We start from the raw sequence: 26,310 nt of genomic DNA on the forward strand, positions 1-26,310 counted from the left end.
GTTTGTCACAAACTTCTATGGGTAGAATTAAGTAGTTACTGCATACAACTGCTACATAAGGAGAGATATGGCAGACGTAGATATTGATCGTGAGGCGCTTCGCAAAGAGATTGATGCCGCACTACACGGTAAAAAGAAAGAACCACAGCCGCCAGCGGGCTTTGAACTTAATCAGCACTCAAGTGTGAAACACGTTATTGGCGTTGTTTCTGGTAAAGGTGGCGTTGGTAAGTCTTTTGTCACCGGCATCCTTGCTACCAACCTTGCTCGCGCAGGTAAACGCGTTGGTATTCTTGACGGCGATATTACAGGCCCTTCAATTCCTCGCATGTTTGGCATCTCTGATAAGCGCTCTTATGGCGTTGAAGAACAGCTTATTCCTATCGAGGATACAAACGGCATTAAAATTATGAGTGCCAACCTGGTGCTTCAAAACGAGACCGACCCTGTTCTCTGGAGAGGTCCGGTTGTTGCAGGTGCTATCCAACAGTTCTACAGCCAGTGTAACTGGGGTGACTTGGATTACCTGCTTATTGATATGCCTCCAGGAACAGGCGATGTTGCGCTAACCGTATTTCAGTCCCTTCCTGTTGAGGGTGTTGTGATTGTTTCTTCTCCACAAGACCTTGTTCAGATGGTTGTAGGCAAGGCAGTTCGCATGGCAGAAATGATGCATGTACCCGTACTTGGTTTGATTGAGAACATGGCATACATCACCTGTCCTCACTGTGATGAGCGCATTGAGCCTTATGGTCCATCAAAGCTTGCCGAGACTGCGGCGGCATTTAACCTCAAGCCTTTAGGACAGCTTCCTATGGATGCAATCTTTGCACAGATTGCTGACAAGGGAACCTTTAGTACAGATCTTCCTGAGGGCCTTGTTCCTGATGCTACACAAAGCGTTTTGGATCTGTAAGTTACTATCGCCAGAAACTCAACTATCCAAAAGGTAAACGTCCACTATGGCTCAAACAACACGCGTTAAAGAACGTCAAGCAGCACAAGCTCAGCGCATCAAACAAGCCCAGGCATTTCTGGTACCTGATCACATTGATATCGCAATTCTAGGTGGTGGCGCAGCGGGACTCTGCGCTGCCATCACTGCTGCCGAAGCTCTTGAAGCAAACAAGCATGTTGTTGTCTTTGAAAAAGCATTGGAAAGCGGTAGAACTATCCTGGCAACAGGCGGCGGCCGCTGTAACTTCACCAATGCTAATTTGAGCTTTGAGAATTTCTCCAATCCTGAATTTGTACAGGCTGTCTGCAAAGACAAAGACACCTTTCTTGCAGATATCCTCTCTTTCTTTAGGTCCAGCGGTCTTGCCTGGGCAACTGAAGACGAGGGACGCATGTACCCTCTTACCAGACAAGCAAGTTCCATCCAATCACTCTTACTCAGACGAGCTCAAACAGCTGGTGTGCAGTTTGCTTTGGGACGAGAAGTAACATCAATCAAGCCACATAAAGACGGCTTCACCCTTACTTTCCAAGAATGCTTTGGTAGCGAGAAAATCCATGAGGTCCACACTTCAACAGCAATTCTAGCTACTGGTGGACGCACAACTAAAAAACTCGCAGAGAGTCTGCGACTAAAGACCACTTCGCTGCGACCCGGTCTCTGTGCACTCACCTGTACCCCTGAGCCTCCAAGAAACCTAGATGGCAAGCGCGTCCGTGCTCATGCGGCACTTTTGAGAGACGGCAATGTCCTCAAACAGGAATCTGGTGAGCTACTCTTTAGACCGTTTGGGCTCTCGGGCATTATGATTTTTAACTTATCTCGTACCGCTTTACCTGGTGATACACTTGAGATCAATCTTCTCCCCCAGCTTACAGAAGAAGAAGTTGCTGCAGCAGTACATGCTCAAACCACTGACGGTCTTCTCGACCCACAAATTGCTTCTTACCTGGGCACCAATGACTCAGTTGAGACTATTATTACCAAAGCTCACAAAATGACTTTTACCATTACTGGGACGTCCACCAAAGTTGTCCCACAGGTATGCATAGGCGGAATTTCCGTTGAACAAGTACATACAGATACGCTTGAGGTGCACCGAACTCCTGGACTTTTTATTGCAGGAGAAGCCCTTGATATCGACGCTCAATGTGGAGGTTTTAACCTCTCATGGGCGTGGAAAAGCGGCATGGTCGCCGGTTTATCTGCTGCTCAAAATGTTGATCAGAAAAATGCATCATTGAAAGAGGCTCACTGATATGCTGGAAGTATCAAACATTAAAGTTCGAGTTGCGCCTCTTCGTAAGCATCCTGGTAAAGAATCAAAGATGGGTTTTGACGCACTTCTTCGTACCCTCAGAGTCTCAGCAGATGATGTTGCCTGGTATGAACTACATAAACGCTCAATTGACGCACGTAAAAGAAACGACATTGTTCTTATTCTGACCTACCACGTCAGTCTTAAAGACGGACCTACAGCGGAGCAAAATCTTCTTAACAAGATTCAAGGCAAACCTGCAGCAAAACACATCAAACTTACTGAGCCAAATACTTTTACGCTTCCCAAAGCGACGCAACCCGCTCCTTCAGATAACCGTCCTGTTGTTGTAGGAGCAGGATGTGCAGGTCTGTTCTGTGCGCTTACGCTTGCAGAAGCTGGTCTCAATCCCTTGCTTATTGAGCGTGGAGATGATGCAGCACGAAGAACCGCTGCAGTTGAACACCACAATCAAACTGGTCAGTTAGATCTGGAGAGCAATATTCAGTTTGGCCTTGGTGGTGCTGGCACTTTCTCTGATGGAAAGCTCAACACTGGTACCAAAAGCACTTCTCATCACTTTATTCTTGATACTTTTGTTAAAGCGGGGGCGCAGAAAAATATTTTGTGGGATGCAAAGCCCCATGTAGGAAGTGATATTCTTCCCGCTGTTGTTACCAACATTGTCAAAATGATTGAAGACGCTGGCGGAACTGTTGCGTTTAGGACAAAACTCACCTCCCTAGAACGCACCTCAGATGGCTCTCTTTCTACAATTCAAATTGAGAGAACTGCTCCAGACGGTTCAATTCAAACTGAAACCATAAAAACTCACACGATGATCCTGGCAACTGGTCACTCCAGTAGAGATACATACATCATGCTCAAAGACAAAGGAATTTCTATGGAAAGAAAGACCTTTGCCATGGGCGTAAGGATTGAGCATCTTCAGTCTCAAATCAACAAGTCACTGTACGGTCCCGAAGCAACTAATCCCGTGCTTGGAGCAGCGCCCTACAAACTTTCCGTTCATCTTCCCTCTGGTAGAAGTGCCTTCTCGTTTTGTATGTGCCCTGGTGGTTATGTTGTTTCTGCGGCTAGCGAGAAGGGCGGCGTAGTCACAAATGGCATGAGCTTGTCTGACCGCGCAGGACAAAATGCTAACTCTGGTCTGTTGGCTAACGTCTACCCAGAGGATCTTCCAGGAAATGATGTACTTGCTGGAATTGAACTACAACGCTCATGCGAACAGGCAGCCTTTAAAGCAGGTGGCGGAGCTTACGTTGCACCTGCTCAACTTGTAGGAGATTTTCTAGAAAAGAAAACTTCTACTGGACCACGATCTGTAAAACCAACGTATCCTCGTGGTGTTACCTGGACCTCACTTGAAGGCTGTCTGCCACCCTACATCTTAAACACCTTGCGAGAAGCCCTTCCTATTATGGACAAAAAGCTTCATGGCTTTGCACATTCTGATGCTGTTCTTACAGGTGTTGAAACAAGATCAAGCTCTCCTGTAAGGATTACTCGTAACGAAACAGGGCAAAGCATTAACACACCTGGTATATGGCCTGTAGGTGAAGGCGCTGGTTATGCAGGTGGCATCATGAGCGCAGCTGCTGACGGTATTAAAATGGCAGAACTCATAGTGGAACACTACAACAACGCCTAATGCTTACCTCGATAGCGTCTACGAGTAGCGTGTGCGCTACCCTTTCTAGCACCTGTCTTAAGCCTTTTAATAACATCATCTGAGGTAGTACCCTCAAGCTGGCTTCTGATGGCAACAATCTGGTCTCTGAGTTCTGCCGCGTGCTCATAATCCATAGACGCAGAAGCTTCTGCCATCTCTGCTTCCATACCAGAAAGCATAGCTTCAACTTCTGAACGAGGGAGATTTTGAAGCTCTTCAGTAAGCAACTCTGCAGGCATCTCAAGAATTGATTCTTGCTGTTCCTCAAGCGAATCTTCATCATTGGAAGCGGTATAAAACTCTCCATTTTTGCGCTTACGCTTATCAATATTCTCTGAGGCTTCAGCGATAAAGCCTGCAATATCAGTAATAGATTTCTTAACAGTTTTAGGCACAATACCATGCTCTTTGTTAAATGCTTCCTGAAGCTCTCGACGCCTTTTTGTCTCATCAATAGCAATACGCATGGAATCGGTAATTTTATCGGCGTACATAATAACCTGACCAGAAGCATTTCTTGCTGCTCTACCCATAGTCTGAATGAGAGATCTTCTATTTCTTAAGAAGCCTTCTTTATCTGCATCAAGAATAGCAACAAGAGAAACCTCAGGAATATCAAGTCCTTCTCGTAAAAGGTTAATTCCAACCAGTACGTCAATCTTACCCTGACGCAAATCTCTAATGATTTCTACACGGTCAAGTGTGGCAGTATCTGAGTGCATATAGTTGACTTTAATACCCTCATCTAACAGGTGATCTGTAAGGTCTTCTGCCATACGTTTAGTAAGTGTAGTAACAAGAACGCGTTCTTTTTTTGCCACACGCTCTTTAACCTCTGAAATAAGATCGTCAATCTGACCTCTTACTGGCCTGACATCAATCTTTGGATCCAAAAGACCAGTTGGACGGATGATCTGCTCAACTTGTTGCTGAGCCACTGTCTCTTCATAGTCTCCAGGAGTTGCAGATACGTAAATAAACTGAGGGATACGTCCTTCAAACTCATCAAATCTGAGTGGTCTGTTGTCAAGCGCAGAAGGAAGTCTAAATCCATGATCTACCAGCGTAACTTTACGAGATCTATCACCCTCATACATACCTCTAATTTGAGGAACAGTAACGTGTGACTCATCGATAATGCAAATCATATCTTTAGGGAAATAGTCAATGAGTGTATAAGGAGGCTCACCTGGAGCACGGCCGTCCAAATGGCGGGAATAGTTCTCAATACCATTGCAGTAACCCATGGTCTCAAGCATCTCTAAATCATAGTTTGTTCTCTGAGCAAGACGTTGGGCTTCTAATAGTTTATCGTTTTCTTTAAGCTCTTTAACACGAGCTTCCATCTCTTCAGAGATGGTTGTAAGAGCATGAGTAATCTTTGGGCGCTCAGTAACATAGTGAGAAGCTGGCCAAATTGGGATAGCGTCAAACTCTCTAAGCACCTCGCCTGTTACAGTACTAACCTCTGAAATGCTTTCTACTTCGTCACCAAAAAACTCAATACGCAACGGATTTTCTGCATATGGCGGAAATACATCAACAACGTCTCCACGAACCCTAAACATGCCACGCTGCAAGTCATAATCATTTCTATCGTACTGAACATTAATAAGATCTTTAATAAAATCATCGCGCTCAAGAGGAACAGATTTATCTACATTAGGAGCAAGACCAGCATAATCTTGTGGACTACCAATACCGTAAATACACGATACAGATGCAACAACAATGACATCACGCCTGGACAAAAGAGACGAAGTTGCCTGGTGACGGAGCTTCTCTACCTCTTCATTAATGGAAGCATCTTTTTCTATATACGTATCTGACTGCGGAACATACGCTTCTGGCTGGTAATAATCATAATATGAGACAAAGTACACAACAGCATTGTTAGGAAACAGTTCCTTCATCTCTGAAGCAACCTGAGCGGCCAGCGTTTTATTAGGTTCCATAATAAGCGTGGGGCGATTGAGTTTCTCGATAGTCTTAGCCATAGAGAAAGTCTTACCTGAGCCCGTAACACCTAAGAGTGTCTGATACCTAAGCCCATCTTCAATTCCTTGAGCCAACTTTTCTATTGCCTGCGGCTGATCACCTGCTGGCTCAAAAGGAGATACTACCTGAAGCTTCTCTTCTCCTGCTTCACGACCAAATCGACGCAGCTCAGCGCCTATATACTCTTTATGTTGATCTTCAGCATGAGATGAGTCCATGAAATCCTCCTTTTCTTGTGAAAGTAGTATACCCCACTTCTAAAAAATGAAACACTTGTTCTATACTTTTTATAAATTGCAGTATAGTTTCAAAGCGTGACGGGTAATAAATAAACTACCTATATACGCTAAAATAGCATTTAAACAAATAAGATACACCAGATAAAGGAGATACCTTGGGCGTCTCAGATCTTTTCTCGCTAAATAAAGCTTCAAAGCAATCTCAGGGATCTACCCTAGAGAAGATTTTGCTGCGCTCAAATAATGTCATTGCCTCTCTTAAAGACCTTGTTGCAAACAATCAGATTACAGAGACGGGTCTTCAAGAGATGTTGATGCGCTCTAAAAATCTCGAGAATACCAATCTGCCTAAGGGCGATGTTCATAAACTTGATAGAACGGGTCGCTGGTGGTTTAATGCCAACACACTGGAATGTGCGGCTGAAGAGTACGATGCTTTTATTGCAACTGAAGCAATCCTCAATATTTCACAAGATGTTGAGGCTCTAAAAAATACTCACGCTTCTGAAACGGATCTCCAGCTTGTTCGTACTACACTCTCGCAGGTAGCAAGTATCATGCCCAAGTCATCCTCCCTTACTGAGCAAGTTGCTCCTTTTAGTGGTGGTGCAGACGGCAGCTCTGACTGGATGAAACGTCTCTGGTTTGCCAACTATGTTGAGAACACACCATTTCCCTTTAGGATGGTGTATAACTTCTCTTACAACCCCCAGCTTGATATTTTGGTATTTGAATTCTTTGTAGCTCGCCCTCGCTGCTTTAGTTTCTTATCTGCAGAAAAGTCAGAGCAAATTGCAGCAGCACGTGCTTATGCGCTGCGAACTTCTCTTTGCGTTGCTCGTATGGCGCTTCAAAGCTGTAAAATCTCTCGTGTCTGCATCAATGGCAGCCTACGCGGAGAAGACCGTATTGTCATATCGATGGACTTAAACGAGGCTGCACTTGCTCGCCTCTTACCTACTGCAGCAAATACTCAAATTGACAGTAACAGCTTTCCACAAGATCCTGCGCTTAGAGTTTCTTTTGACACTGAAGGTTGGTTCAACGAGGTTGAACCCTTCATGAAGCCAACTGATGAGTGGGTTTCTCCTCGTAGCTTCTTTGAGGTACCAGACTTGTCTGATCGTCCTTGTTCGGCGGCGGTTACCGCTATTTGTGGAGCTCAAAAGGTAAATGATCTTGGGTACTCTGAAGCAGCTCATCGCATTAAGCTTTGGAATACCACCCTCAACAACATCCCAAAAGATGCTTCAACTGCAGATGTAGTTAGCCAGCTTGAGGAAGCAAAAGCTTCAACTTCTGATATTTATGCCATTGAAGGTCTTGATAGAGTCATTCACGGCCTGGTTGAAGGGACTATTGATTTTTCAGATAGAAGAACCATGGCCGAGAAATTCCTCTTTGGCTCGCCTCTCAACAAAACACTTGAGACCATAAAGAACATCATGGATGGAGAGCCAGATCCAGATGCTCTAGAAAAAACACTCACAGAGCTTGAATCGCAGGTTTCACCAACCCTTGATATGGGCTTATACCTGGACGATTCGGATTCTATCTACAGATATTTTGATTCCATCTCAGAGCGCATAGCCTATAACCTTGCGTTCCCCAATGAGCCAAGAAAACTTGTACTTATTCCAGATACGTACTTCATGTCTTTGGCAAGAATGGCACGCGCCTATAACCTGCTTGAGCAGTCAGAAAAAGCAGAACGCTACGCGCAAGAAGCCCACAGGATTTCTCCTTTGGGAATTGATGCAACATTGTTGCTAGTAAGAACACTGGAAGATCAGTCAAAAATTTTTGAGGCTGCAAAGCTTCTCAAAAATCTTATCCAACATCTTTTCTCCAGTTCAGATGTTGCACTGGTGTACTATCGCCTGGCATATATGGAGTGGAAACTGGGACGCTCTGATCTTTGCGCAGCTTGCTATCAAATGGCCATAATTATCGGTGGTAATGTTGCTCAGCCTGCAAAAGAAGAGCTTAAAGACCTTCTAAAGACAGATTCTTCTGTCAAAACGCTAGACACCCCTCAAGAGGTCTTCTCGTTCCTTGAGCAAAATAATATTCCTGTCTTTGACCAGAAAGCTGTATTTAACAAGGCAGTTACTATTGCCAGTGCCTGTGTTAACGATGGCGTTTATTGTGTTGGTCAGAATATGCTCAAGAACTGCCTTGAGATTACGTTTGATGATGCAGCTGCAAAAGTTGAGAGTTCACTGAGATCACCCTACTAAAAGTAGCACGCGTAAGCTCTAACTTATTGCTCTAAATGTTGGTTAAACCGAGCGTTGAGCCAAAGCTCTACCTGTGCTTTAAGCTCATCCAGGCCTCCGGAGTTCACAAACACTGTATCCGCCTGATCACGCAAGTATTTATCGGTAGGTTGATGCGCTATACGTTGCTCAAACTCCTGGCGAGAAGACCCTCGCTGTTCAGCGCGCTTTGCTCTGAGCTCTAAAGGTGCTACAACAACGACAACTTCATCAACCAGCTCCAACAAATCTTCAACACGATCAAGCAACGGAACCTCTACAAAGCAGAACCGAGCATCTGCAACAGGTGCCTCTTTTGTCAGAAACTGACGCATATACTCCCTGATAAAAGGCATTTCAAGATCTTCTAGAAGCTCCGCTGATTCACTAGTAGCAAAAGCTCTACGGCCAAGCTCTCGCCTATTAATTTCATTAGTATCAGGATCCAGTAAATCTTTTCCAAAAGCCTCTGCCACACGATAGGTGCACTCACATCCTGGACGTAAAAGCTTTCGAGAAACTTCATCAAGATCAAAGCGCAGACCACCTGCTGCTTCAAACATTTTAGAAACAGTTGATTTTCCAGACGCCATTCCGCCAGCGAGAATTACCTTGTACATGTAGCTCACTCCTATAACTGCAGTGCTGTATAAGAGCCTAGCAGTTTTATTTCTTCAGGAGTGTGAGTTACCCAAATTACAACTTTTGATTCAATAAACGGTTTGATAAAGGCAATAACCTGCTGCTTAAGCGCTTCATCTAATCCTTTAAACGGTTCATCAAAGAGTAAAATATCTGCATTAGCAAAGAGTGTGCGCAAAAGAGCAACGCGTCTCTTTTGTCCACCAGAGAGCTCATTTACTAACTTGTTATCTGTGCCTTCAAGTCCAACTCCACAAAGAGCTTCCTTTATTCGTACTCGTAAGATTTGTTTTTGCTCCTTTGAGCGTGCTTGTGTAGCAAGCATAATATTTGCCATAACACTCAAATTTTCTAGCAGCCTATCTTCTTGAAACATCATGACTGTTTTAGCATAAGGTGATTTGTACACTGTACCTGAGTCAGCCATTTCAAGACCACAAAGAATACGAAGAAGTGTTGTTTTTCCAGCTCCGGAGGGATCAGAAAGTACGTATACTCCCCTATCAAACTTGTAGGAAAAGTCATCTAACACAACCGTATCGCCAAACGATTTAAAGATGTTTTTTACCTCAAGCTGAGGCTTAGTCATGTTCACAGAATTTGTAATTTTTTCTCTCATGAACAGCTCTTTTCTAACCTTGTAGCAGCCCATGAAACTAACCACATTACAATCTTCTCGCCAAGTACACTCATCACAATAACTACAAGTGTCCATGCAAAAAGCGCTGGTGTATCTAGGTACACTTTAGCATTATAGAGATGCTCACCAATGGAAAATGTAGGAAGGCCAATGACCTCGGCAGCAATTCCTGACTTCCAGCAAAATCCCATAGCAAGTGAGGTTGCTGTCTTGAGCGAGGGCATAAGTTGTGACAAATATATTGCCTTAACGCGATACCAGCCATGAATTTGGTACACGTTGGCCATTTCAATTAGCTTCTGGTCAGTACCAAGAAGTCCTTCAAGCACCGCAATATAAATAATAGGAAGTGCCATCAAAAACGAAATTGAAATTGAGAGATAGGGTGTACGAACCCAGATAAGTAACAAGATGACAAATGATGCCACCGGAATTGACTTAATGGTAGAAATAAGTGGCTCAAAAAGAAGTTTGACCAGCTTGTACTTAAAACTCAAAAACGCCAGCAAAGAACCAGCTGTAAAGGCAAGCGCTCCACCAACAAAAATACGTAAAAGAGAAAGACCAATAGAAACCCAAAATTCGCGTAGTTGAGCAAGCGAGAAAAGCGTCTGGATAGTCTGTATAGGCGAAGTTAAAACAATATCCTGGTTGATGGCAACTGCAACTATCTGCCATATAGCAAGCCAAAATACCAGGACACCTAAACGAACTCCCCAACTTGAAATAATTTTGCGAATAGTCTGAGTGCATGAAGTGCAACCGCTTTTCTCCGCAGAAAAGTATGCCGAGGCAGCACCTGTTGGGGCACTACCTCGGTCAGAGAAACTATCTTTTATGTGCGGATTATGCGCCAAAGTAGAAATCGTCTCCGGGAACCTGTCCGCCTACTGACTGAGGATTAGCCTCGGCCAGAATGCCTAAATAACTTGAAAGTGCAGTCTTCATATCTGCGCCATCAATATACGTAATATTACACTTAGGCAGTGCAACCTTGGCAATAGGCTCTGGAACAATGCCGTATTTGCCCACAAGTGTAGCAGCATCATCTGGATGATCAACAGCAAATTCAACAGAGTCTTTGTAGTGAGAAAGCAGAGCAGTCACAGCATCTGGAGAATCCGAGATAAGCTTTGAAGAAATAATGGTTACGCCTGCAATCAACTTACTCTGAGGATTAACTGTCTCCCACTCGGCACCAAGGTCAATTGCTATGCGAATCTGACTGTTCTTGGTTTGTGCCACGGTAACAAAAGGCTGTGGAAGCAATGCGATTCCCTCTGGATCTTGTGCTAGAGCTGCAACGCACTCGGTATGCTCGCTCTTCCACTCAACCTGGACATCTTCACCAAGCGTCATACCATTTTTGCTCAACAAGTAGGACAGTGTGTACTCTGGAACAGCACCCTTACCAGAGGCATAGAGCGTCTTTCCCTTAAGGTCAGCAATCTTAGAAATAGCGCTTCCCGTCTCAACAATGTAGAGAACATTCAGTACGTTGAGGCAAGCTACCTTGTAGGCACCTTTGGTCTTGTTGAATAACGTAGCGGCAAGGTTTGCAGGAATAGACGCAACGTCGACATCACCCTGAGCTACCTTAGCAACTACCTGATCAGGGGCATCTAAAATCTCAAATGAATAATTGTTGTCGGTAATGTTTTTTGCTTCAACCTCACTCATGAACTTAACCAAGCCCATGGCGGTAGGTCCTTTAAGTGTTGCAACTTTTACCGCAACGGGGTCAGATTTCTTAGCCTCATCTTTTGCAGTTTCTTGAGACTTCTCTTGACTTGTTCCCTTGCAGCCAAACAATGCTGTAGCTGGAATAAGACTTGCAAGCTTAAGGAACGAACGTCTATCCATAGATTACTCCTGACTCAAAAAGTTAACTAGAGCTACCTTATCACGTCTATAGCAAAATTCACACGATATACAATATATCTTGCAAACTATTTGATACATCTATGAGAATAAGATGTGTCTACAGCGAGAAAAACTAGTTCTTCTCGCCATATCCAAGGACGTAAGCGCGGCACAGATTTTCGGTACCAATAATTGCGTCAATGTGACAACGCTCACGCCCATGAGTATTCAAGCAAGCTGGACCAAACGCGCCACTCTTAAGATTATTGCCAGAAAAATATGATGCGTTAGCATCGGTTGAGAAGTGGAAGGCAACCTGCTGATTCCACTTTTCTGGCTCAATAACTTCCTGTGCGCAAGCAATAAGCTTGTTGGAAACTTCCCAGTCATATGGAGAGCGAATATCAGAAACAATGATACCCACGTGATGCTCGTTTGAATTGTAGTCTGGACCAATGAGGGTAATGTCTAGCGATACGTACTCATCCACCTCAACGGGCAAGAAAGCGCCGCCGTGGCCAATCTCCTCATACATTGGGAAGGCAAATAAGGTGTTATAGAGGGGTTTCTCGCCAGACTGTGCAAGCCAACGTAGTGTGTGAAGTTGTGCTGCTACACAAGCCTTGTCATCAATAAAGCGAAAAACCATATAGCCGTTGTCATACATCTCAAAGTGAGGATCAATGGCAACAACTGCGCCCTCTGAGACACCCAGTGCACGCGCTTCTTCAGCAGTAGAAACATCAGCAATGAGCGAGATGGACATGTTGTCCTCATTGCGCTCCATAGTTTTAGCGTCCTCAAAAACGTGAACAGAGTGATGGTTGCAGATTACCTGACCATCAACAACAGAGCCATCTCTGCAGACAACATGACAGGTCTCGCCCTCAATGCTGTGATAGTTAATACCGCCCAGTTGACGAACGCGTAGCGTGCCGTCTGAATTAAACCCGCGGACAATCAAACCAATTGTATCAAGGTGGGCATTGACGCCCACGGTCTTACTAGTATCCTTGCCCTCTACCAGGACATATGCTGTAGCTTTGTTATCAATTTGAAGCTCATAGCCTGTTTCAGCAACAAGTTTACGAAGTAAATCGTGAATGCGATCGTAATAGCCAACAGGACTATCACATTCGACAAGCTTCTTTGTAGTATCAATCAAGTACTGTATATCGGTCTCAAAACGAGTCATGAATATCTCCTAGTTTTGTGGATAAGTGTAAAGCTCTACCAGGTGCTCAAGCATGTCAACCATACCCTCAAGCTCTGGGACAGGAACAAACTCTCTAACGCCGTGGGCGTTGTAGTAGCAGGCCGAAAGATTAGCGCAAGGAAATCCTCTAAAGGAGAGCTGAGACCCATCGGTGCCACCGCGCATTGGAATGCAGGTCATCTGTACACCAGCCTTCTCGTATGCAATGCGCGCATTCTCAATTAAGTGCGCATACTCAGGTTTCAAGACAATATCAGCCAAGTTGTGATACTGATCATGAATCTCAACAGAGAGAACCTCAGAGCCAATCTGCTTGTTTACATATGCTGCAGCATCAACCATCAGCTGCTTACGACGCTCAACTTTTGCCTGGTCATGATCACGAATAATGTAATCAGCACGTGCGGACTCACAATCACCATTGACGCGCTCCAGATAGAAAAAACCGTCATAACCTTCTGTGAACTCAGGACGCTCCGCAGGTGGAAGCAACTCATGAAAACGCATGATTGCCTCAGACGCATTAATCATCTGTCCTTTTGCGGTTCCCGTGTGAACCGAAAGTCCATGAGCGCAAACAAACACCTCAGCAGCATTGAAGGTCTCGTAACAGAACTCGCCAAACGGACCGCCGTCAATGGTGTAGCCATAAACAGCACCAAAGGCGTCAAGATCCAGAAGGGCCGCACCGTGACCAATCTCCTCATCAGGAACAAACGCAAGTGCAATGCGCGGATGCTTAAGCTCCGGATGTTCCTTGTAGCGAGCAAGCAAGCTAACAAGCATGGCAATACCAGCCTTGTCATCACCGCCAAGCAATGATGTACCGTCAGTAGTAACAAGCTGCCAACCAGTCATATGCTCAAGCTGAGGGTTTGTCTCGGGGCTAATATAAACCTCTCTACCCTCGCGATCTGAACCAACCACCAGCTTGCCGCCCTCGTAGGTAACTACCTGAGGATGAACGGGATTGCCCCAAGACTGCCAAGCAGTATCAATATGGCAACAGAAACCAAGTGTAGGAAGATCTTCCAAACCCTTACTTGCAGGCCAGTGAGCAACCACATAAGCATGCTCATCTACTGTTACATTTTCTGCACCAAGCTCACGAAGATCAGCCGCAACAACCTCAGCCATCTGATGCTGAGACTCAGTTGAAGGAACCGTATCTGCAGTCAGCGGATTGGACTGAGAAGAAACCTTGCAATACGCAATAAATCTATCTAAAACGTCACTCATATAACTCCCTCACAAAAAACTGCGCTAACCAAATAGTTAACGCAGTTTAGAGTATCAATATATTAACGAGAAGACCGTGAAGCTTGTGAAGCTGTAACAAAGGATTTCCAAAGTTCGCAGTCAGCCTTGCTGTAATGCCATCCATACTCTGGATGCCACTGTACACCTAAGGCAAACGTCTTTCCCTTAACCTCAGCACCTTCAATAATGCCGTCTGAGGCATAGGCAACTACATTGAGCTCAGAGGATACTTTTCGTAAAGCCTCATCATGGTATGAATTTACCTGGATGTCTTCAACCTTACCCAAAGTTTCATATAACAAAGAATCTTTTTGAATATGAACTGCATGAGCTGGATGATACAGATTTGCAGCATGGGTCCAAAATACATGATTTTCTGCTGGTTCAAGCGTGTGCAAATCTTGTGCAAGCGTACCACCAAGTACAACATTTAAAAGCTGAAGACCGCGACAGATAGCAAGTAATGGTTTATCTGCAGCAAGCACTTGTTTTACTAACTCAAACTCAAGCGCATCTCTCATAGGAGATAAACGGTTGAGGTCACGTGGTTCTTCTCCCCAATTACGTGGATCAACATCATGACCACCGGTAAGACAAAAGCCATCACATATCTCAACAAACTGAGCAATAACCTCTGGATCTTCAGTTAAAGGCATCATGATTGGAATGCCACCTGCAGCAAGAATGGCATCAAACTGAATTTGTCCTACAGAAGCAGAATCAGAAAAGTTCTCTTCAGGCATCCAACGAGGAGTCACGCAGATAAGAGGACGCTCAGAAGCAGGAAGATTTGAAACATCACTAAATGCATCTTTAACAATATCTGGAATAACCACAAAATCCTCTTAACACTCAGCTCTTCGAACAACATAACAGTAAAGGTTGACCCTTGTTGAGTCTTTGACTTTATCGCTTTTACGCCTTCCATGCCACTCTGACAGTTCTTCCTCCACAATGTTTTTTCACTAATGAAACATTTTTCTGTATTGTGCACAATTAATTTGGGTATCAAAAAAGCAGTTCTTTACATTTAAGCTTCATGTTTTAAAAATGCAAACGGAAGGCGCCCTATGAAAGAGCACGTATTTAATAATCTTTCCCGTAAATCATTTTTACGTGGATCTTTGGCGGCTGCCGTTGCCGCCGGTTCTGCTTCACTACTTTCTGCTTGTGGTGGATCTGCTAGCGGAGATGGTGAAAAAAAGGTATTACGCTTTGGCGTAAACAATCCAAAAGTTACCTTTGATACTCAAAAAACCTCTGGCTCTGTTGGTGTATCTGAAGCAGTTGCAGAATCTTTACTGGTGCTTAACCCAGACACAAAAGAGATTGAGCCAAATCTGGTAACTGGTCTTCCTACTGTTTCTGATGATGGTCTTACTTACTCATTTGAGCTTAAAGATGGCGTCAAATTCCACAACGGAGAAACCCTTAAATCATCTGACGTTAAGTACACCTTAACGCGCATGTTCTTGCCTGCTACCAAGGCAACCTCAATTGACTCTTATGCTTACATTGAGGGTGCTAAAGACATTATTGCTGGTAAAACTGAAGAGCTTTCTGGCGTTGTTATTAAAGACGACCGTCACTTTGACATTAAGCTAACCCAACCGTATTCAACCTTCAATGCAATCATGGCTCAATTCTATGCTGTCATCTACCCAGAGAAGGCCTGCAAAGAAGCTGGTGAAGCGTGGGGTACTGAGACCAATTTCATTGGCACTGGTGCATACAAGCTTGTCTCAAACGATAGCGCTACAGAAGTTGTTCTTGAGGGATTTGCTGACTACCATGAAGGTAAACCTGGCCTGGATGAGCTTAGATTTGTTTACATTGACGACGCTAACACCCGTGTTCTTAACTACAAGAACAACGATGTTGACCTGGTCTTTATTTCTCAGTCTCTTATTCAGCAGTATCAAAACGATGAATCTATCTCCAAAGAAATTGTCAATTACACACCTGCATCCACGCAGTTTGTAAACTTGAATCTTCAGAGTCAGAACCTCAAAGATGTTCGTGTTCGTCAGGCGCTCTCAATGGCAATTGATAGAGACACCATTTGTAGCACCATTCTTTCTAATGTTGCTAAACCTGCAAAGTCATTTATTCCATCTTCTGAGACTGGTTACAATGAGTCCGCTCCAGAGTTTGAGTACAACGTAGACAAAGCAAAACAGCTTCTTGCACAAGCAGGTGTTTCTAACCTTACTCTTAACGCACAGGTTAGAAGCCAAGACCAGAACCTTATGGTTGCTATACAGGATGCATGGTCCAAGATTGGCGTTACTTGTAACGTAAGCGTTATTGACTCTGGTGTTTGGAGCGACGCACGCGCCAACGGAGAGCTTGAGGTTACCTTGGTTACCTGGTCTACCCTCTCCTTCCAAGGCATTGAGCACATGGGCTCCTACTTCCGCTCTGACCGCGCTGCAAAGAAGTCTTCCTTCTACAACAGTTCCGAGTTTGACAACCTTGTTGACCAAGCTCGCCTCACAGTCAATGACAATGACAAAGTTCTTGAGCTTACCCGTCAGGCAGATAGTCTCATGACACACACAGACTACGCTTGCCTGCCTATTGACTGGCCACAGATGCCCTACGTCCTAAAGCCAGAATTTACGGGCCTCAGCGTTCTGGTCAATCCTCACTTTGATAAGGTTAAGAAGAAGTAAGGTTTTCCTCCATACAAAACAAAGGCGAGAAGATCAATTGGTCTTCTCGCCTTTTTTGTTTGTAAGCCGTTTTAAGATACGACAATGTGATGTACTACTCAGATATCTTCTCCTCAAGCCGCGCTTCTTCTACGGCCTTCTGGGCAGCCTCAATAGCATGTGCAACCTGTGGTGTACGATCAGTATCAGAGAGCGATGTGTCGTACAGGTGGCAGGAGCAGAAATGACCAGACTCAACCTCGACACGTTCAGGAATGCGCTCAGAGCAAACCTTCATTGCCTTAGGGCAGCGAGTATGGAACACGCAGCCTAAAGGTGGGTTTGCAGGACTTGGAACATCACCTTGGAGGATGCGCTTCTCCTGAATACGCTCATGACGGATACGAGGAATAACATCCAAGAGTGCCTGAGTATATGGGTGCAGAGGATGCTCAAATAGCGCATCCTTGCTAGCAAACTCCATCTGATGGCCCAGGTACATGACCATAACAGTATCTGCAATGTGACGAACAACAGAGAGATCGTGGCTGATAAAGATATATGCCAAGCCATGCTCTTTCTGCAGTTCCTCAAGCAAATTAATTACCTTTGCTTGGACAGAAACATCCAAAGCAGAAACAGGCTCATCGCAAACAACAATCTCTGGTTCAAGCACAATAGCACGAGCAATACCAATACGCTGGCGCTGACCGCCTGAGAACTCATGAGGATAGCGGTACTTAAACTCAAGGTTAAGGCCAACTTCTTCCATAACCTCTTCAATGCGGGCATCACGCTCTGCTTTTGTCTTATATGTGCCCGCAATATCAATAGGCTCGCCAATGATATCCATGACAGTCATACGAGGATTCAAAGAGCTATAAGGATCTTGGAAGATAAGTTTCATCTTCTGACGAGCACGCTTAAGATCTTCCCCCTTAAGTGAGGTAAAGTCTTCCCCGTCAAGCTCAACCGTACCGGAGGTTGGCTCGGTTAAGCGTAGCACGCACTTACCTGTTGTAGACTTTCCGCAACCAGACTCGCCAACAATAGCCAGGGTCTCTTTACGTCTAAGGTCAAACGAAACATCCTCAACAGCATAAACTGAAGCGTTAGAACGACCAAAAACACCATTTTTAATGGGGAAACGTTTAACAAGGTTCTTTACAGACAAGATGGTTTTCTCGCCAGAAAGGTCCTTTATGTCTGTGTTCTTCTCTTCTGCCATAACTACTCACCCCACTCATCAGTGTATTTCCAACAGCTGACAGTATGGCAATTGTCTTCGCCAACAGCAGTCATGCCAGGACGACGATTCTTACAAATGTCCTTAGCAAACGGACAACGTGGATGGAACGGGCAACCAGAAGGCATATGAGAAAGCATAGGGACGCTACCAGGAATTGCATAGAGTTTTTTAGTATGCTCATCAAACGAGGGAATGGATGCAATTAAGCCCTGAGCATATGGATGCAGAGGGTTAGTAAAGAGCTCTGCAGACTGTGCATACTCAACGCGATGACCAGCGTACATGACAAGAACCCAGTCAGCCATCTCGGAAACAACACCCATGTCGTGCGTAATCAGCATAATGGCAGTTCCCAAATCTTGCTTCATGCGGTCAATAATCTGCAAAATCTGAGCTTGAACTGTTACATCCAAAGCGGTGGTAGGTTCGTCACAGATAAGAAGCGATGGCTGACAAGCAAGTGCCATAGCAATCATGACACGCTGACGCATACCACCAGAAAGCTCATGTGGATATGACGAGAAAACCTTCTCTGGTGCAGGAATACCCACCAGTTTGATCATATCAAGGGCCTTTTGATCTGCTTTTTCTTTGCTCATACTTGGATTATGAACAAGGATACCCTCACGAATCTGAAGACCAGATTTCATAACAGGGTTCAAAGAGGTCATAGGCTCTTGGAAAATCATACCAATGCGATTACCACGGAAGTCACGCATACCGCCACGAGGAAGTTGAGTTAAATCAGTTCCCTCAAAAATAATTTCTCCGCCGGTAATTTGCGCAGGAGGCGTGGGAAGCAATCCCATGACAGATAAAGCTGTCATAGACTTACCACAGCCAGACTCTCCCACTACCGCAAGAGTCTCGCCTTTTCGCATAATAAACGAGAGGTCACTTACTGCAGGAAGCGCGCCATCTTCAGTGAAGAGCGTAACATCAAGATGATTAACGTCAAGAAGAACATTCTTCTTACACTGCTCTTCTCGCTCCTTTTGGGCGGTCTCTTGTGCAAGACGACGCTCCTCAAGGCTGCAAAATTGTACTGATTGTCCATTTGGACCTTCAATAACGTGCTCGAATGCTGTATCTACAGTCTCAGTTGCATGATTATTCTCTTGTGCAAGAACATCTGTATTTTCTGCCATAAACGTAACCTCCTTCCTAAGAACGCATCTTTGGATCAAGGGCGTCGCGAAGTGCGTCACCAAGTAAGTTGAAAGACATAACCGTAATGATGATGACAATACCTGGAGCAATACTGTAGAGAGGTTGTGATGCCAGATAAGGCTGAGAGGCTGCAATCATTTGACCCCAACTTGCCTCAGGTGGCTGAACGCCTAATCCCAAGAACGAAAGTGTTGCCTCAGAAAGAATTGCACTTGGAATACCTAAAGTAGAAACAACAATCAACGTAGAAATACAATTAGGCAGCAGGTGCTTCATGATGATGCGGAAGCTGTTACCACCAGACAAAATACAAGACTGAATATATTCAGAATTCTTTAGACGCATAACATCGCCTCGAATCAGCCTTGCTGTAGTTGTCCACATCAAAAGACCCAGTGCAATGTAGAGATTAATAAGACCTGGACCCATAACAAACATGATCAAGATTGCAAAAAGTAAAAATGGGAAGCTGGAGAAAACCTGGATGATAAAGGAAACAACCGAATCAACCCAGCGACCATAATATCCTGCTGCTACGCCTGCGACAAAGCCAATAAAGAGAGCAATGACCTGCGAAATGATACCGACAGACAGAGAAATCTGGCAGCCATAAATAATACGAGAGAGAATATCTCGACCGTACTCATCTGTACCAAGCAAATGTGCAAAAGTTGGATTCTGGTTCTGAATTGCCAGGTTTTGATCTTTGTAGCTATAAGGAGCAATAACAGGAGCAAGAATCGCAATAATTGCCAAAACCAAAACAATACCCAAGCAAATCATACCAAGCTTGTTTTTCTTAAAAATGTTCCAGCTAACCTGCCAATAACTCTGTGCACGGACCTTCTTAGTGGCGGCCTGCTCTTCTTCTTGAGCTTTGGCGGCATCCTCAAGAACAGCTTCAGTCTTTTGGACCTTCTTGCTATTTTTATCACTAGTAAACAAAGCCATTACTCTGATGCCTCCTCTCCAAGACGAATACGTGGATCAACCACTGCGTACAAAATATCAACGAGTAAATAAATCACAACGCAGATAATTGCCACATACATGACACTACCCTGAATCAGTGGCAGGTCACGAGCATTAATTGCATCAATAAGTAGCTTACCCATACCATTCATATTAAAGATTTGCTCAATAATGATGGAACCAGTGAGAATGTCTCCCAACTGAGAGCCAGCAATGGTAATGATTGGAATAAGAGCATTTCTCAGTGCATGCTTCAAAACAATAGCAGAGCGCTTAAGACCCTTAGCTTCAGCAGTTCTGATGTAGTCCTGATTCAATACATCCAGCATGCTAGTTCTAGTAACACGAGCAATACTTGCTGCATAACGAGAACCCAATGCAATTACAGGAAGAACGTACGCTGTCGGAGTCTTAACGCCAGAAAGCGGGAACCACTTAAGTGTCAAAGCAAAAATAATCTGCAGCACCAATGCTACCCAAAACGAAGGAGCAGAAATACCAAAGATTGCAACGGACATAAGTGTTCTATCAAGCCATTTTCCATGGTTTACTGCAGCGAGAATGCCCATCAATAGGCCAAGCACTATGGCAAAAAGATACGCGAATACCGCTAAGCGCAGCGTAACTCCTACAGCCTTTGTCAGAAGTGCAATGACAGGTCGCTTCTGAGTGTAGGAAGTTCCAAAATCTCCACCAAGCATTTTTACAAACCAATTTGCATACTGCTCTGGGATTGGCTTATCAAGACCCATCGTATGACGAACCTGCTGAACCGTAGCCTCATCAGCCATATCGCCCATCATGACCCTTACTGGATCACCTGGAACAATATTCAAGACAAAAAACGTTAAAGCAGATATACAAATTACAACGCTAACTGCTTGAAGGATTCGTTTGATTAGAAACGATCTCACTCCTGAGCTCCTCTCCCCTCAAGAAAATGAAGCGGCATCCAAGAACCTTAGATGCCGCTTAAAGTTTATAGCAAGTTTGCTACTTAGTCTTCTGGAACGGTGTAATCGGAATTAGATGTATCAATATCAATATCAAAGAAGTGATAAATCAAGTTTCCAACCTTAGCGTTCTTGACGTACTTCTTAGCGACAAAGGAATTCTTTGGCCAGTACAGAGGAAGTGTCGCAAAGTCTGTACGGGTCAACAGATTGTCTGCGTCTTTGTAATCCTCTGTTCTCTTATCCTTGTTAGACTCAGAGCGACCCTCAACAAGAAGCTTGTCAAACTCGGAACTATTATAGAAGGAAGACTTCTTTGCAGCATTAGTGCTGTAGAAGTAGGTGTAAAGGTGCTGATCGCCATCAGCAAACAGTGGATACCAACCAAGAGTAGTAATCTGAAGGTTACCAGCAGCCCAGTCAGTATTCCAAACTGCGTTGTCCTCTACCTGAACATCAAGGGTAACACCAATCTTGTTCCAGTACTCCTGAACGGCAACAAGGAGCTTCTCGTAAGATTTTCTAACCTTTGCAGAAAGCTTAAGGTCAGTGACACCAGCCTCAGCAAGAAGAGACTTAGCCTTCTCTGGATTGTACTCAAAAGCAGGAGCACTCTTATCATAACCAGGAGTTGATGGTGCAAGCCAGCCGCTTGCAACGGTACCATTACCTGAAGCAATGTTGTCAACAAGCTCCTGGCGGTTAATTGCCAAGGAAAGCGCCTGGCGAACCTTAGGATCGGTAAGCTCAAAGCCCTCTTTGAGGTTGAGGTTGATGAAGTTAACACCAAGGGTCTGATATGCAGTAATAAGATCCTTAACGTCAGCATCGCTTGAATATTGCTGATACAAAGAAGATGGAAGATCGCAGAAGTCAATATCGTTGTTTTTAAATGCAAGTAACTGAGTGTTGGAATCATCGTAGTAGTGGATACGAATCTCATCCAGAGCAGGCTTGCCATCGTGATAGTCATCAAAACGCTCAAGAACTACCTCAGTGGTGTCATCGTTGCTCTTAATCTTGTACTTACCAGTACCAATGAGGTTAGTACCAGTACCCCAATCAGTACCAGCAGCCTCGCATGCCTTCTCTGGGAAAATGCAGGCATAGGAGATTCCAAGAACGCTTACAAAAACAATGTAAGGCTCAGAAAGTGTAAAGGTGAAGTGAGTATCATCCTGAACAGTCAGGCCCTCAAGCTCAGTTGTCTTACCGGCAAGCATCTCTGGAGCTCCCTTGATCTTGTCAAAGAAGCTGGTGGAGAGAGCCTTAGTCTCTGGCTTAAACATACGCTCAAAGGTGTACTTAACATCCTTTGCGGTCAAAGTAGTACCATCGTGAAACTTGATACCCTCTTTAAGCTCGCACTTAAGAGTAACACCATCAGACTCAAAGGTTGGAGTCTCTTTGAGTAGACATGGAACAAGCTCGTTATCCTCAGTCCAACGAAGCAAAGACTCACATACAGAATCTGCAACGCATGCGGACTGTGAGTTATTAGCACGCTGCATATCAAGACCTTGCTTAGAGTTTGCAGAACCATAACGAAGAATCTTTTTCTTATCGGATGCCTGAGGAGTATCAGTAGAAGAGTTGCAGCCAGCCAACATCATAGATGCGCCACCACCAGCCGCTACCATACCTGATGCCTTCAAAAAATTACGACGGCTAAGTGAGTTCTCCAGCATGTTAACCCTTCTTTCTTATTAAAATGATTTATAAGACATCCCTACTGGGGTTAGATAACTATACATAACAATTACCAGCATTTATCCATGTATATCCATGATGAAATAGACATGAAACATTAAATAGCTTTAGTAACAACAAAATCTATTTACCTGCAATTTGTGTCAAATCATATAGGAATTACCTATATGAAAGCATAAAAATTGACTAAGCATTTATAGACAGATGTCTATTTTTATATAAAAAATGTTAGCAGTATGTTTTCGCGTTAACACGCTATAGAAGGAATAGAAATAATTATTGCTCGCATAAAAAACCTCCCATTTCTTATGTCCAAGAAATGGGAGGCGGTTCAATCTATTTTGATACGGCTCTTTTATACCTTGTAAGCTTCTTTAACAGCCTAAAAAGAGACTCTTTGTTACTTACGCTTTCTTCCTAAAGCCATTCCTGTGCCAAGTAGTGCAACACTTCCTGCAACAAATGAAGCAATAGATGCGAGTGTGCTTACATCACCAGTGTAAGGAAGCTTCTTCTTAGGAGTGCTAGGAGGTGTATTAGGTGGAATCTGAGTGTTGGTTACGGTAAATCCAGAAGTGGCATCACCAGAAACCTCAGATGTATAACCTGCTACCTCATCCTCTTTGACTGTGTAAGCAATCTCTGTACCGTCAGCGTTGTACTTATCTAGGCCAGAGAACGCGCCTTTCCAGTTTCCTGCCTCATCAAGAGTCAAAATTTTACCCGTATCAGTACCATCAGCGAGTAAGTGGATGGTGACAGATGAACCCTTATCTCCAACCCAAGTCTTAGTTACAGAAATGTCAACCTTCTCAGTATTGGTATTGGTGATAGTAAAGCCAGAAGTAGCATCACCAGTTATTTCACTCGTATAGTTGGCAACGTCATCTTCCTTGACGGTATAGGCGATCTCTGTACCATCAGCATTGTACTTATCCAAGCCAGAGAAGGTACCTGTCCAGTTGCCAGCCTCATCAAGTGTGAGTGTCTTTCCAGTATCAGTACCGTCAGCAAGTAAGTGTACGGTGACAGGTCCTGCCTTAGGTCCAACCCAAGTCTTGGTTACAGGAACATCTACCTTCTCGGTATTAGTATTAGTGATGGTAAAACCGGAAGTAGCATCGCCCGTTACCGTACCTGTGTAGTTAGTTACATCATCTTCTTTGACGGTGTAAGCAATAACGTTACCATCTTTATATTTAGGAAGATTGCCAAAAGATCCCGTCCAGTTTCCTGCCTCATCAAGAGTCAAGGTCTTGCCAGTATCGGTACCGTCAGCAAGTAAGTGTACGGTGACAGGTCCTGCCTTAGGTCCAACCCAAGTCTTAGAAACTTTGACGGTTGTAACCTCAGGAGTATAAGAGTTTTTGATGTCAGTTCCTGTCACGGTTGAGGTATAACCATCTACCGCTTCTTCAGAAACTGTATAGGTATTCTCTGCTCCTGTAGTTGAATCATACTTATCCAAGTTATCAAAGGTGTATGTCCAATTACCGGATGCATCAGGAGTAACTGTCTTAGAGTCTACCTTAGTGCCATTCTTAAGAAGGTTAACGGTAATAGATGAAGGACGCTTACCATCTTGGTTATTACTATCATCCCATGTCTTAGTACCAGAGATACTGGTCTTCTCGGTATTGGTATTGGTGATAGTAAAGCCAGAAGCAGCATCACCAGTTACCGCACCTGTGTAGTTAGTTACATCATCTTCCTTGACAGTATAGACGATTTCTGTACCATCAGCTTTGCACTTACGAAGGTTATCAAAAGTACCCGTCCAGTTTCCTGCCTCATCAAGAGTCAAGGTCTTGCCAGTATCGGTACCGTCAGCAAGTAAGTGTACGGCGACAGGTCCTGCCTTAGGGCCAATCCACTTCTTGGTAACGTTTACAGAAATCTTAATTGGTTTATTGGAAATCTTTTTGATTGCACCGCCTGTAGGAGTTACTTCAAGGGTGTACTCTTCATCACTAAGCTCATAACCCTGTGGAGCGGTCTTTTCTTTAACCTTATAAGTGCCTTGCTCCAATAAATCAGAGACGATTGTACCGTCTGCACCAGTAGTGAGCTCAAAAGTAGTGCCGTCTGGTTTAGTGACGGTAAATACTGCACCCTTAAGAGGTGTGGTACCGTCTTCGTCTACCTTAACAATCTTAATTTTACTTGCAAGGTCACCACTACCATGTCCGCCAGTCTCAGCTGACTTATGGCTCGCAATTACTTGTTTTTGTTTCTGATCGGAATCAAGCCTCATACGATTCTTAAGTGTAGTACCAGGAACATAAGTAGATCTATATACCAATCGATACTGATCACTTGTATTACCCAAATTAAGAGTAAATGAACTCATATCTGCAGAGAATGTCAACATTCCACTATTGATAAGCTCGTCAACCGTATACTCTTTTAGAACCTGAGTTGTTTCACCATATTGGTCATACACAACTTTTCTTAGTTTAAAAGAATCTTTGATATAAGTCATTCCGGAAGAGCCAAGAGTGTCAGTAACTACTGCATTAGTAAGATTGGCCTTACTAAAATTAATACGAGACCACCACTCAGCTTTAGTGTCACCTGCAATGCCTGTGCCCTGTCCCCACTTAGTAAGGTATTCTTCATCAATGGGCTTTGAACCATTAATTTTTACGCCCGTATTTGCAGTATGCTTTTTTCCTGGTACGTCACCATTAACCGTTACTTCAAATTTATTTTCAGAATCTTTATTAATCTTTGTTTGATCAAAACGCGCAGCAATGTTCATGGTGCCTTTTACATTGTATTTATTCTCAACAGCAGGACCAAAGGTAACGTGAATTTTACCACCAGTATCATTAGGGCCAGGAGTAATATGCGCATGCGCAATAACGTTTCCATCATCATCGGTAATATCAAAATCAGTCTTTGTTGTACCAGATGGGAATTTCATATTGTTTGGAAGATCGACATCAAAATAATCTCCCTCATGCAAGTTAGTACCGTGTCCTGTTGCATTCCATTTCATGTTTAAAAGAAAAGTATCAGAATGAAACACGGTATCTACATCTTGATGATCTACATTCTGAATTTTAAAATCTGTAATATTTACATCAACCGCTTTAGGTGTACCAGAAACAGCTAAAAGTGAAGTAGTAAGAGCAGAAGCGCTAAAGAAAGAAGCATCAGGAACAAGTTCTGTTACAGGGCCTGCTCGCGTTCCATTAGCCTGCTCATCTTCTTGTACAGACTGTACGGGTTGATTCTCAGAAACTGTCTGAGAGTTCTCTTCAGATGAAACAGCGTTAGCGTCAACTTCTTTTTTCTCAGACTCAGAAGTTGTAGTAACTAGACTGCTTGCCGTAGTCTCAGAACTTGTCTGAGCCGGAGTAACTTCCTCAGCAATTGCCTTAATGGCACCGCTTGGAATCATGAGACTGAGTGCAAGCACAAGTCCCAGGAAGTTACATAGACGTTTTTTCATCATTTACTTCCACCCTTCTTCTGCCAATACACAAAAATTTCAATTGCTTAAATAGTGCACTAATATTATAGGTGAGTAATATTGGGGATACTAACCAACTATTAGTTTGCATTGAATGAT

19 protein-coding genes are annotated in these 26,310 nt (G+C 43.9%); 5 read left to right on the forward strand and 14 right to left on the reverse strand.

The features are described 5' to 3' along the window. The first annotated feature begins 67 nt into the window (after positions 1-67). Genes APAR_RS04850 through APAR_RS04860 form a run of 3 tightly spaced genes read left to right on the forward strand, consistent with a single transcriptional unit; the run spans position 68 to position 3,888 of the window. Positions 68-916 (forward strand): Mrp/NBP35 family ATP-binding protein, encoded by an 849-nt coding sequence (locus APAR_RS04850; protein WP_012809029.1) that lies wholly within the window; start codon positions 68-70, stop codon positions 914-916. A gap of 46 nt (positions 917-962) precedes the next feature. After that, on the forward strand, positions 963-2,216 hold the full coding sequence (locus tag APAR_RS04855; RefSeq protein ID WP_012809030.1) for an NAD(P)/FAD-dependent oxidoreductase: 1,254 nt from the start codon (positions 963-965) through the stop codon (positions 2,214-2,216). A 1-nt stretch (position 2,217) separates the two neighbouring features. Then, the gene (locus tag APAR_RS04860) at positions 2,218-3,888 is read left to right on the forward strand and encodes an NAD(P)/FAD-dependent oxidoreductase (RefSeq protein ID WP_012809031.1); all 1,671 of its coding nucleotides are present in this window, start codon (positions 2,218-2,220) and stop codon (positions 3,886-3,888) included. Here APAR_RS04860 and uvrB read toward each other — a convergent pair. After that, a complete protein-coding gene (gene uvrB / locus APAR_RS04865; RefSeq protein ID WP_012809032.1) occupies positions 3,885-6,125 on the reverse strand; it encodes an excinuclease ABC subunit UvrB in 2,241 nt (746 codons plus the stop codon). The genes APAR_RS04860 and uvrB overlap by 4 nt on opposite strands. A 176-nt stretch (positions 6,126-6,301) precedes the next feature. Between uvrB and APAR_RS04870 the strand changes: the two genes are divergently transcribed. Next, positions 6,302-8,386 (forward strand): tetratricopeptide repeat protein, encoded by a 2,085-nt coding sequence (locus APAR_RS04870; RefSeq protein WP_012809033.1) that lies wholly within the window; start codon positions 6,302-6,304, stop codon positions 8,384-8,386. 23 nt (positions 8,387-8,409) lie between these two features. Here APAR_RS04870 and coaE read toward each other — a convergent pair whose 3' ends face one another. From coaE to APAR_RS04905, 7 genes are all read right to left on the reverse strand, one after another. Further along, entirely contained in the window at positions 8,410-9,024 is a 615-nt protein-coding gene (coaE, locus tag APAR_RS04875; RefSeq protein WP_012809034.1) for a dephospho-CoA kinase, read from the reverse strand. A gap of 11 nt (positions 9,025-9,035) precedes the next feature. Continuing rightward, positions 9,036-9,665 carry an ATP-binding cassette domain-containing protein gene (locus tag APAR_RS04880; RefSeq protein ID WP_012809035.1) on the reverse strand — a complete coding sequence of 210 codons (630 nt, stop codon included), beginning with the start codon at positions 9,663-9,665 and terminating at the stop codon, positions 9,036-9,038. Next, the gene (locus APAR_RS04885; RefSeq protein ID WP_012809036.1) at positions 9,662-10,543 is read right to left on the reverse strand and encodes an ABC transporter permease; all 882 of its coding nucleotides are present in this window, start codon (positions 10,541-10,543) and stop codon (positions 9,662-9,664) included. The genes APAR_RS04880 and APAR_RS04885 overlap by 4 nt, the downstream gene beginning before the upstream one ends. Next, on the reverse strand, positions 10,533-11,549 hold the full coding sequence (locus APAR_RS04890; RefSeq protein WP_012809037.1) for an ABC transporter substrate-binding protein: 1,017 nt from the start codon (positions 11,547-11,549) through the stop codon (positions 10,533-10,535). Before APAR_RS04890 ends, APAR_RS04885 begins: the two co-directional genes overlap by 11 nt. 133 nt (positions 11,550-11,682) lie before the next feature. Next, on the reverse strand, positions 11,683-12,744 hold the full coding sequence (locus APAR_RS04895) for a zinc-binding metallopeptidase family protein (protein ID WP_012809038.1): 1,062 nt from the start codon (positions 12,742-12,744) through the stop codon (positions 11,683-11,685). 9 nt (positions 12,745-12,753) lie between these two features. Then, positions 12,754-14,004, reverse strand: coding sequence for a peptidase T (gene pepT / locus APAR_RS04900; protein ID WP_012809039.1), 1,251 nt, complete (start codon positions 14,002-14,004; stop codon positions 12,754-12,756). Positions 14,005-14,066: 62 nt separating this feature from the next. Continuing rightward, on the reverse strand, positions 14,067-14,861 hold the full coding sequence (locus tag APAR_RS04905) for a gamma-glutamyl-gamma-aminobutyrate hydrolase family protein (protein ID WP_012809040.1): 795 nt from the start codon (positions 14,859-14,861) through the stop codon (positions 14,067-14,069). Positions 14,862-15,095: 234 nt separating this feature from the next. Between APAR_RS04905 and APAR_RS04910 the strand changes: the two genes are divergently transcribed. Then, positions 15,096-16,700 (forward strand): ABC transporter substrate-binding protein, encoded by a 1,605-nt coding sequence (locus APAR_RS04910; RefSeq protein WP_012809041.1) that lies wholly within the window; start codon positions 15,096-15,098, stop codon positions 16,698-16,700. Positions 16,701-16,794: 94 nt separating this feature from the next. Here the strand turns inward: APAR_RS04910 and APAR_RS04915 are convergent, their stop codons facing one another. From APAR_RS04915 to APAR_RS04940, 6 genes are all read right to left on the reverse strand, one after another. Further along, entirely contained in the window at positions 16,795-17,907 is a 1,113-nt protein-coding gene (locus APAR_RS04915) for an ABC transporter ATP-binding protein (RefSeq protein WP_012809042.1), read from the reverse strand. A gap of 2 nt (positions 17,908-17,909) precedes the next feature. Further along, complete coding sequence (locus tag APAR_RS04920; RefSeq protein WP_012809043.1) at positions 17,910-19,076, reverse strand: ABC transporter ATP-binding protein; 1,167 nt, start codon at positions 19,074-19,076, stop codon at positions 17,910-17,912. Between the two features lie 16 nt (positions 19,077-19,092). Then, positions 19,093-20,049 carry an ABC transporter permease gene (locus APAR_RS04925; RefSeq protein ID WP_012809044.1) on the reverse strand — a complete coding sequence of 319 codons (957 nt, stop codon included), beginning with the start codon at positions 20,047-20,049 and terminating at the stop codon, positions 19,093-19,095. After that, complete coding sequence (locus tag APAR_RS04930) at positions 20,049-20,984, reverse strand: ABC transporter permease (RefSeq protein ID WP_012809045.1); 936 nt, start codon at positions 20,982-20,984, stop codon at positions 20,049-20,051. The genes APAR_RS04925 and APAR_RS04930 overlap by 1 nt, the downstream gene beginning before the upstream one ends. Positions 20,985-21,067: 83 nt before the next feature. Continuing rightward, positions 21,068-22,711, reverse strand: a complete 1,644-nt coding sequence (locus tag APAR_RS04935; RefSeq protein ID WP_012809046.1) for an ABC transporter substrate-binding protein — start codon at positions 22,709-22,711, stop codon at positions 21,068-21,070. 422 nt (positions 22,712-23,133) lie between these two features. Further along, positions 23,134-26,193 (reverse strand): Cna B-type domain-containing protein, encoded by a 3,060-nt coding sequence (locus APAR_RS04940; RefSeq protein WP_012809047.1) that lies wholly within the window; start codon positions 26,191-26,193, stop codon positions 23,134-23,136. Between the last annotated feature and the right edge of the window lie 117 nt (positions 26,194-26,310).

The sequence above is a fragment of the Lancefieldella parvula DSM 20469 genome (genome assembly GCF_000024225.1).
Classification (GTDB): domain Bacteria; phylum Actinomycetota; class Coriobacteriia; order Coriobacteriales; family Atopobiaceae; genus Lancefieldella; species Lancefieldella parvula.

Coding starts and splice junctions, on each gene's coding strand:
- APAR_RS04850 (WP_012809029.1), top strand. CDS start 68: ATGGCAGACGTAGATATTGATCGTGAGGCGCTTCGCAAAGAGATTGAT.
- APAR_RS04855 (WP_012809030.1), top strand. CDS start 963: ATGGCTCAAACAACACGCGTTAAAGAACGTCAAGCAGCACAAGCTCAG.
- APAR_RS04860 (WP_012809031.1), top strand. CDS start 2,218: ATGCTGGAAGTATCAAACATTAAAGTTCGAGTTGCGCCTCTTCGTAAG.
- uvrB (WP_012809032.1), bottom strand. CDS start 6,125: ATGGACTCATCTCATGCTGAAGATCAACATAAAGAGTATATAGGCGCT.
- coaE (WP_012809034.1), bottom strand. CDS start 9,024: ATGTACAAGGTAATTCTCGCTGGCGGAATGGCGTCTGGAAAATCAACT.
- APAR_RS04880 (WP_012809035.1), bottom strand. CDS start 9,665: ATGAGAGAAAAAATTACAAATTCTGTGAACATGACTAAGCCTCAGCTT.
- APAR_RS04890 (WP_012809037.1), bottom strand. CDS start 11,549: ATGGATAGACGTTCGTTCCTTAAGCTTGCAAGTCTTATTCCAGCTACA.
- APAR_RS04895 (WP_012809038.1), bottom strand. CDS start 12,744: ATGACTCGTTTTGAGACCGATATACAGTACTTGATTGATACTACAAAG.
- pepT (WP_012809039.1), bottom strand. CDS start 14,004: ATGAGTGACGTTTTAGATAGATTTATTGCGTATTGCAAGGTTTCTTCT.
- APAR_RS04910 (WP_012809041.1), top strand. CDS start 15,096: ATGAAAGAGCACGTATTTAATAATCTTTCCCGTAAATCATTTTTACGT.
- APAR_RS04915 (WP_012809042.1), bottom strand. CDS start 17,907: ATGGCAGAAGAGAAGAACACAGACATAAAGGACCTTTCTGGCGAGAAA.
- APAR_RS04920 (WP_012809043.1), bottom strand. CDS start 19,076: ATGGCAGAAAATACAGATGTTCTTGCACAAGAGAATAATCATGCAACT.
- APAR_RS04925 (WP_012809044.1), bottom strand. CDS start 20,049: ATGGCTTTGTTTACTAGTGATAAAAATAGCAAGAAGGTCCAAAAGACT.
- APAR_RS04935 (WP_012809046.1), bottom strand. CDS start 22,711: ATGCTGGAGAACTCACTTAGCCGTCGTAATTTTTTGAAGGCATCAGGT.
- APAR_RS04940 (WP_012809047.1), bottom strand. CDS start 26,193: ATGATGAAAAAACGTCTATGTAACTTCCTGGGACTTGTGCTTGCACTC.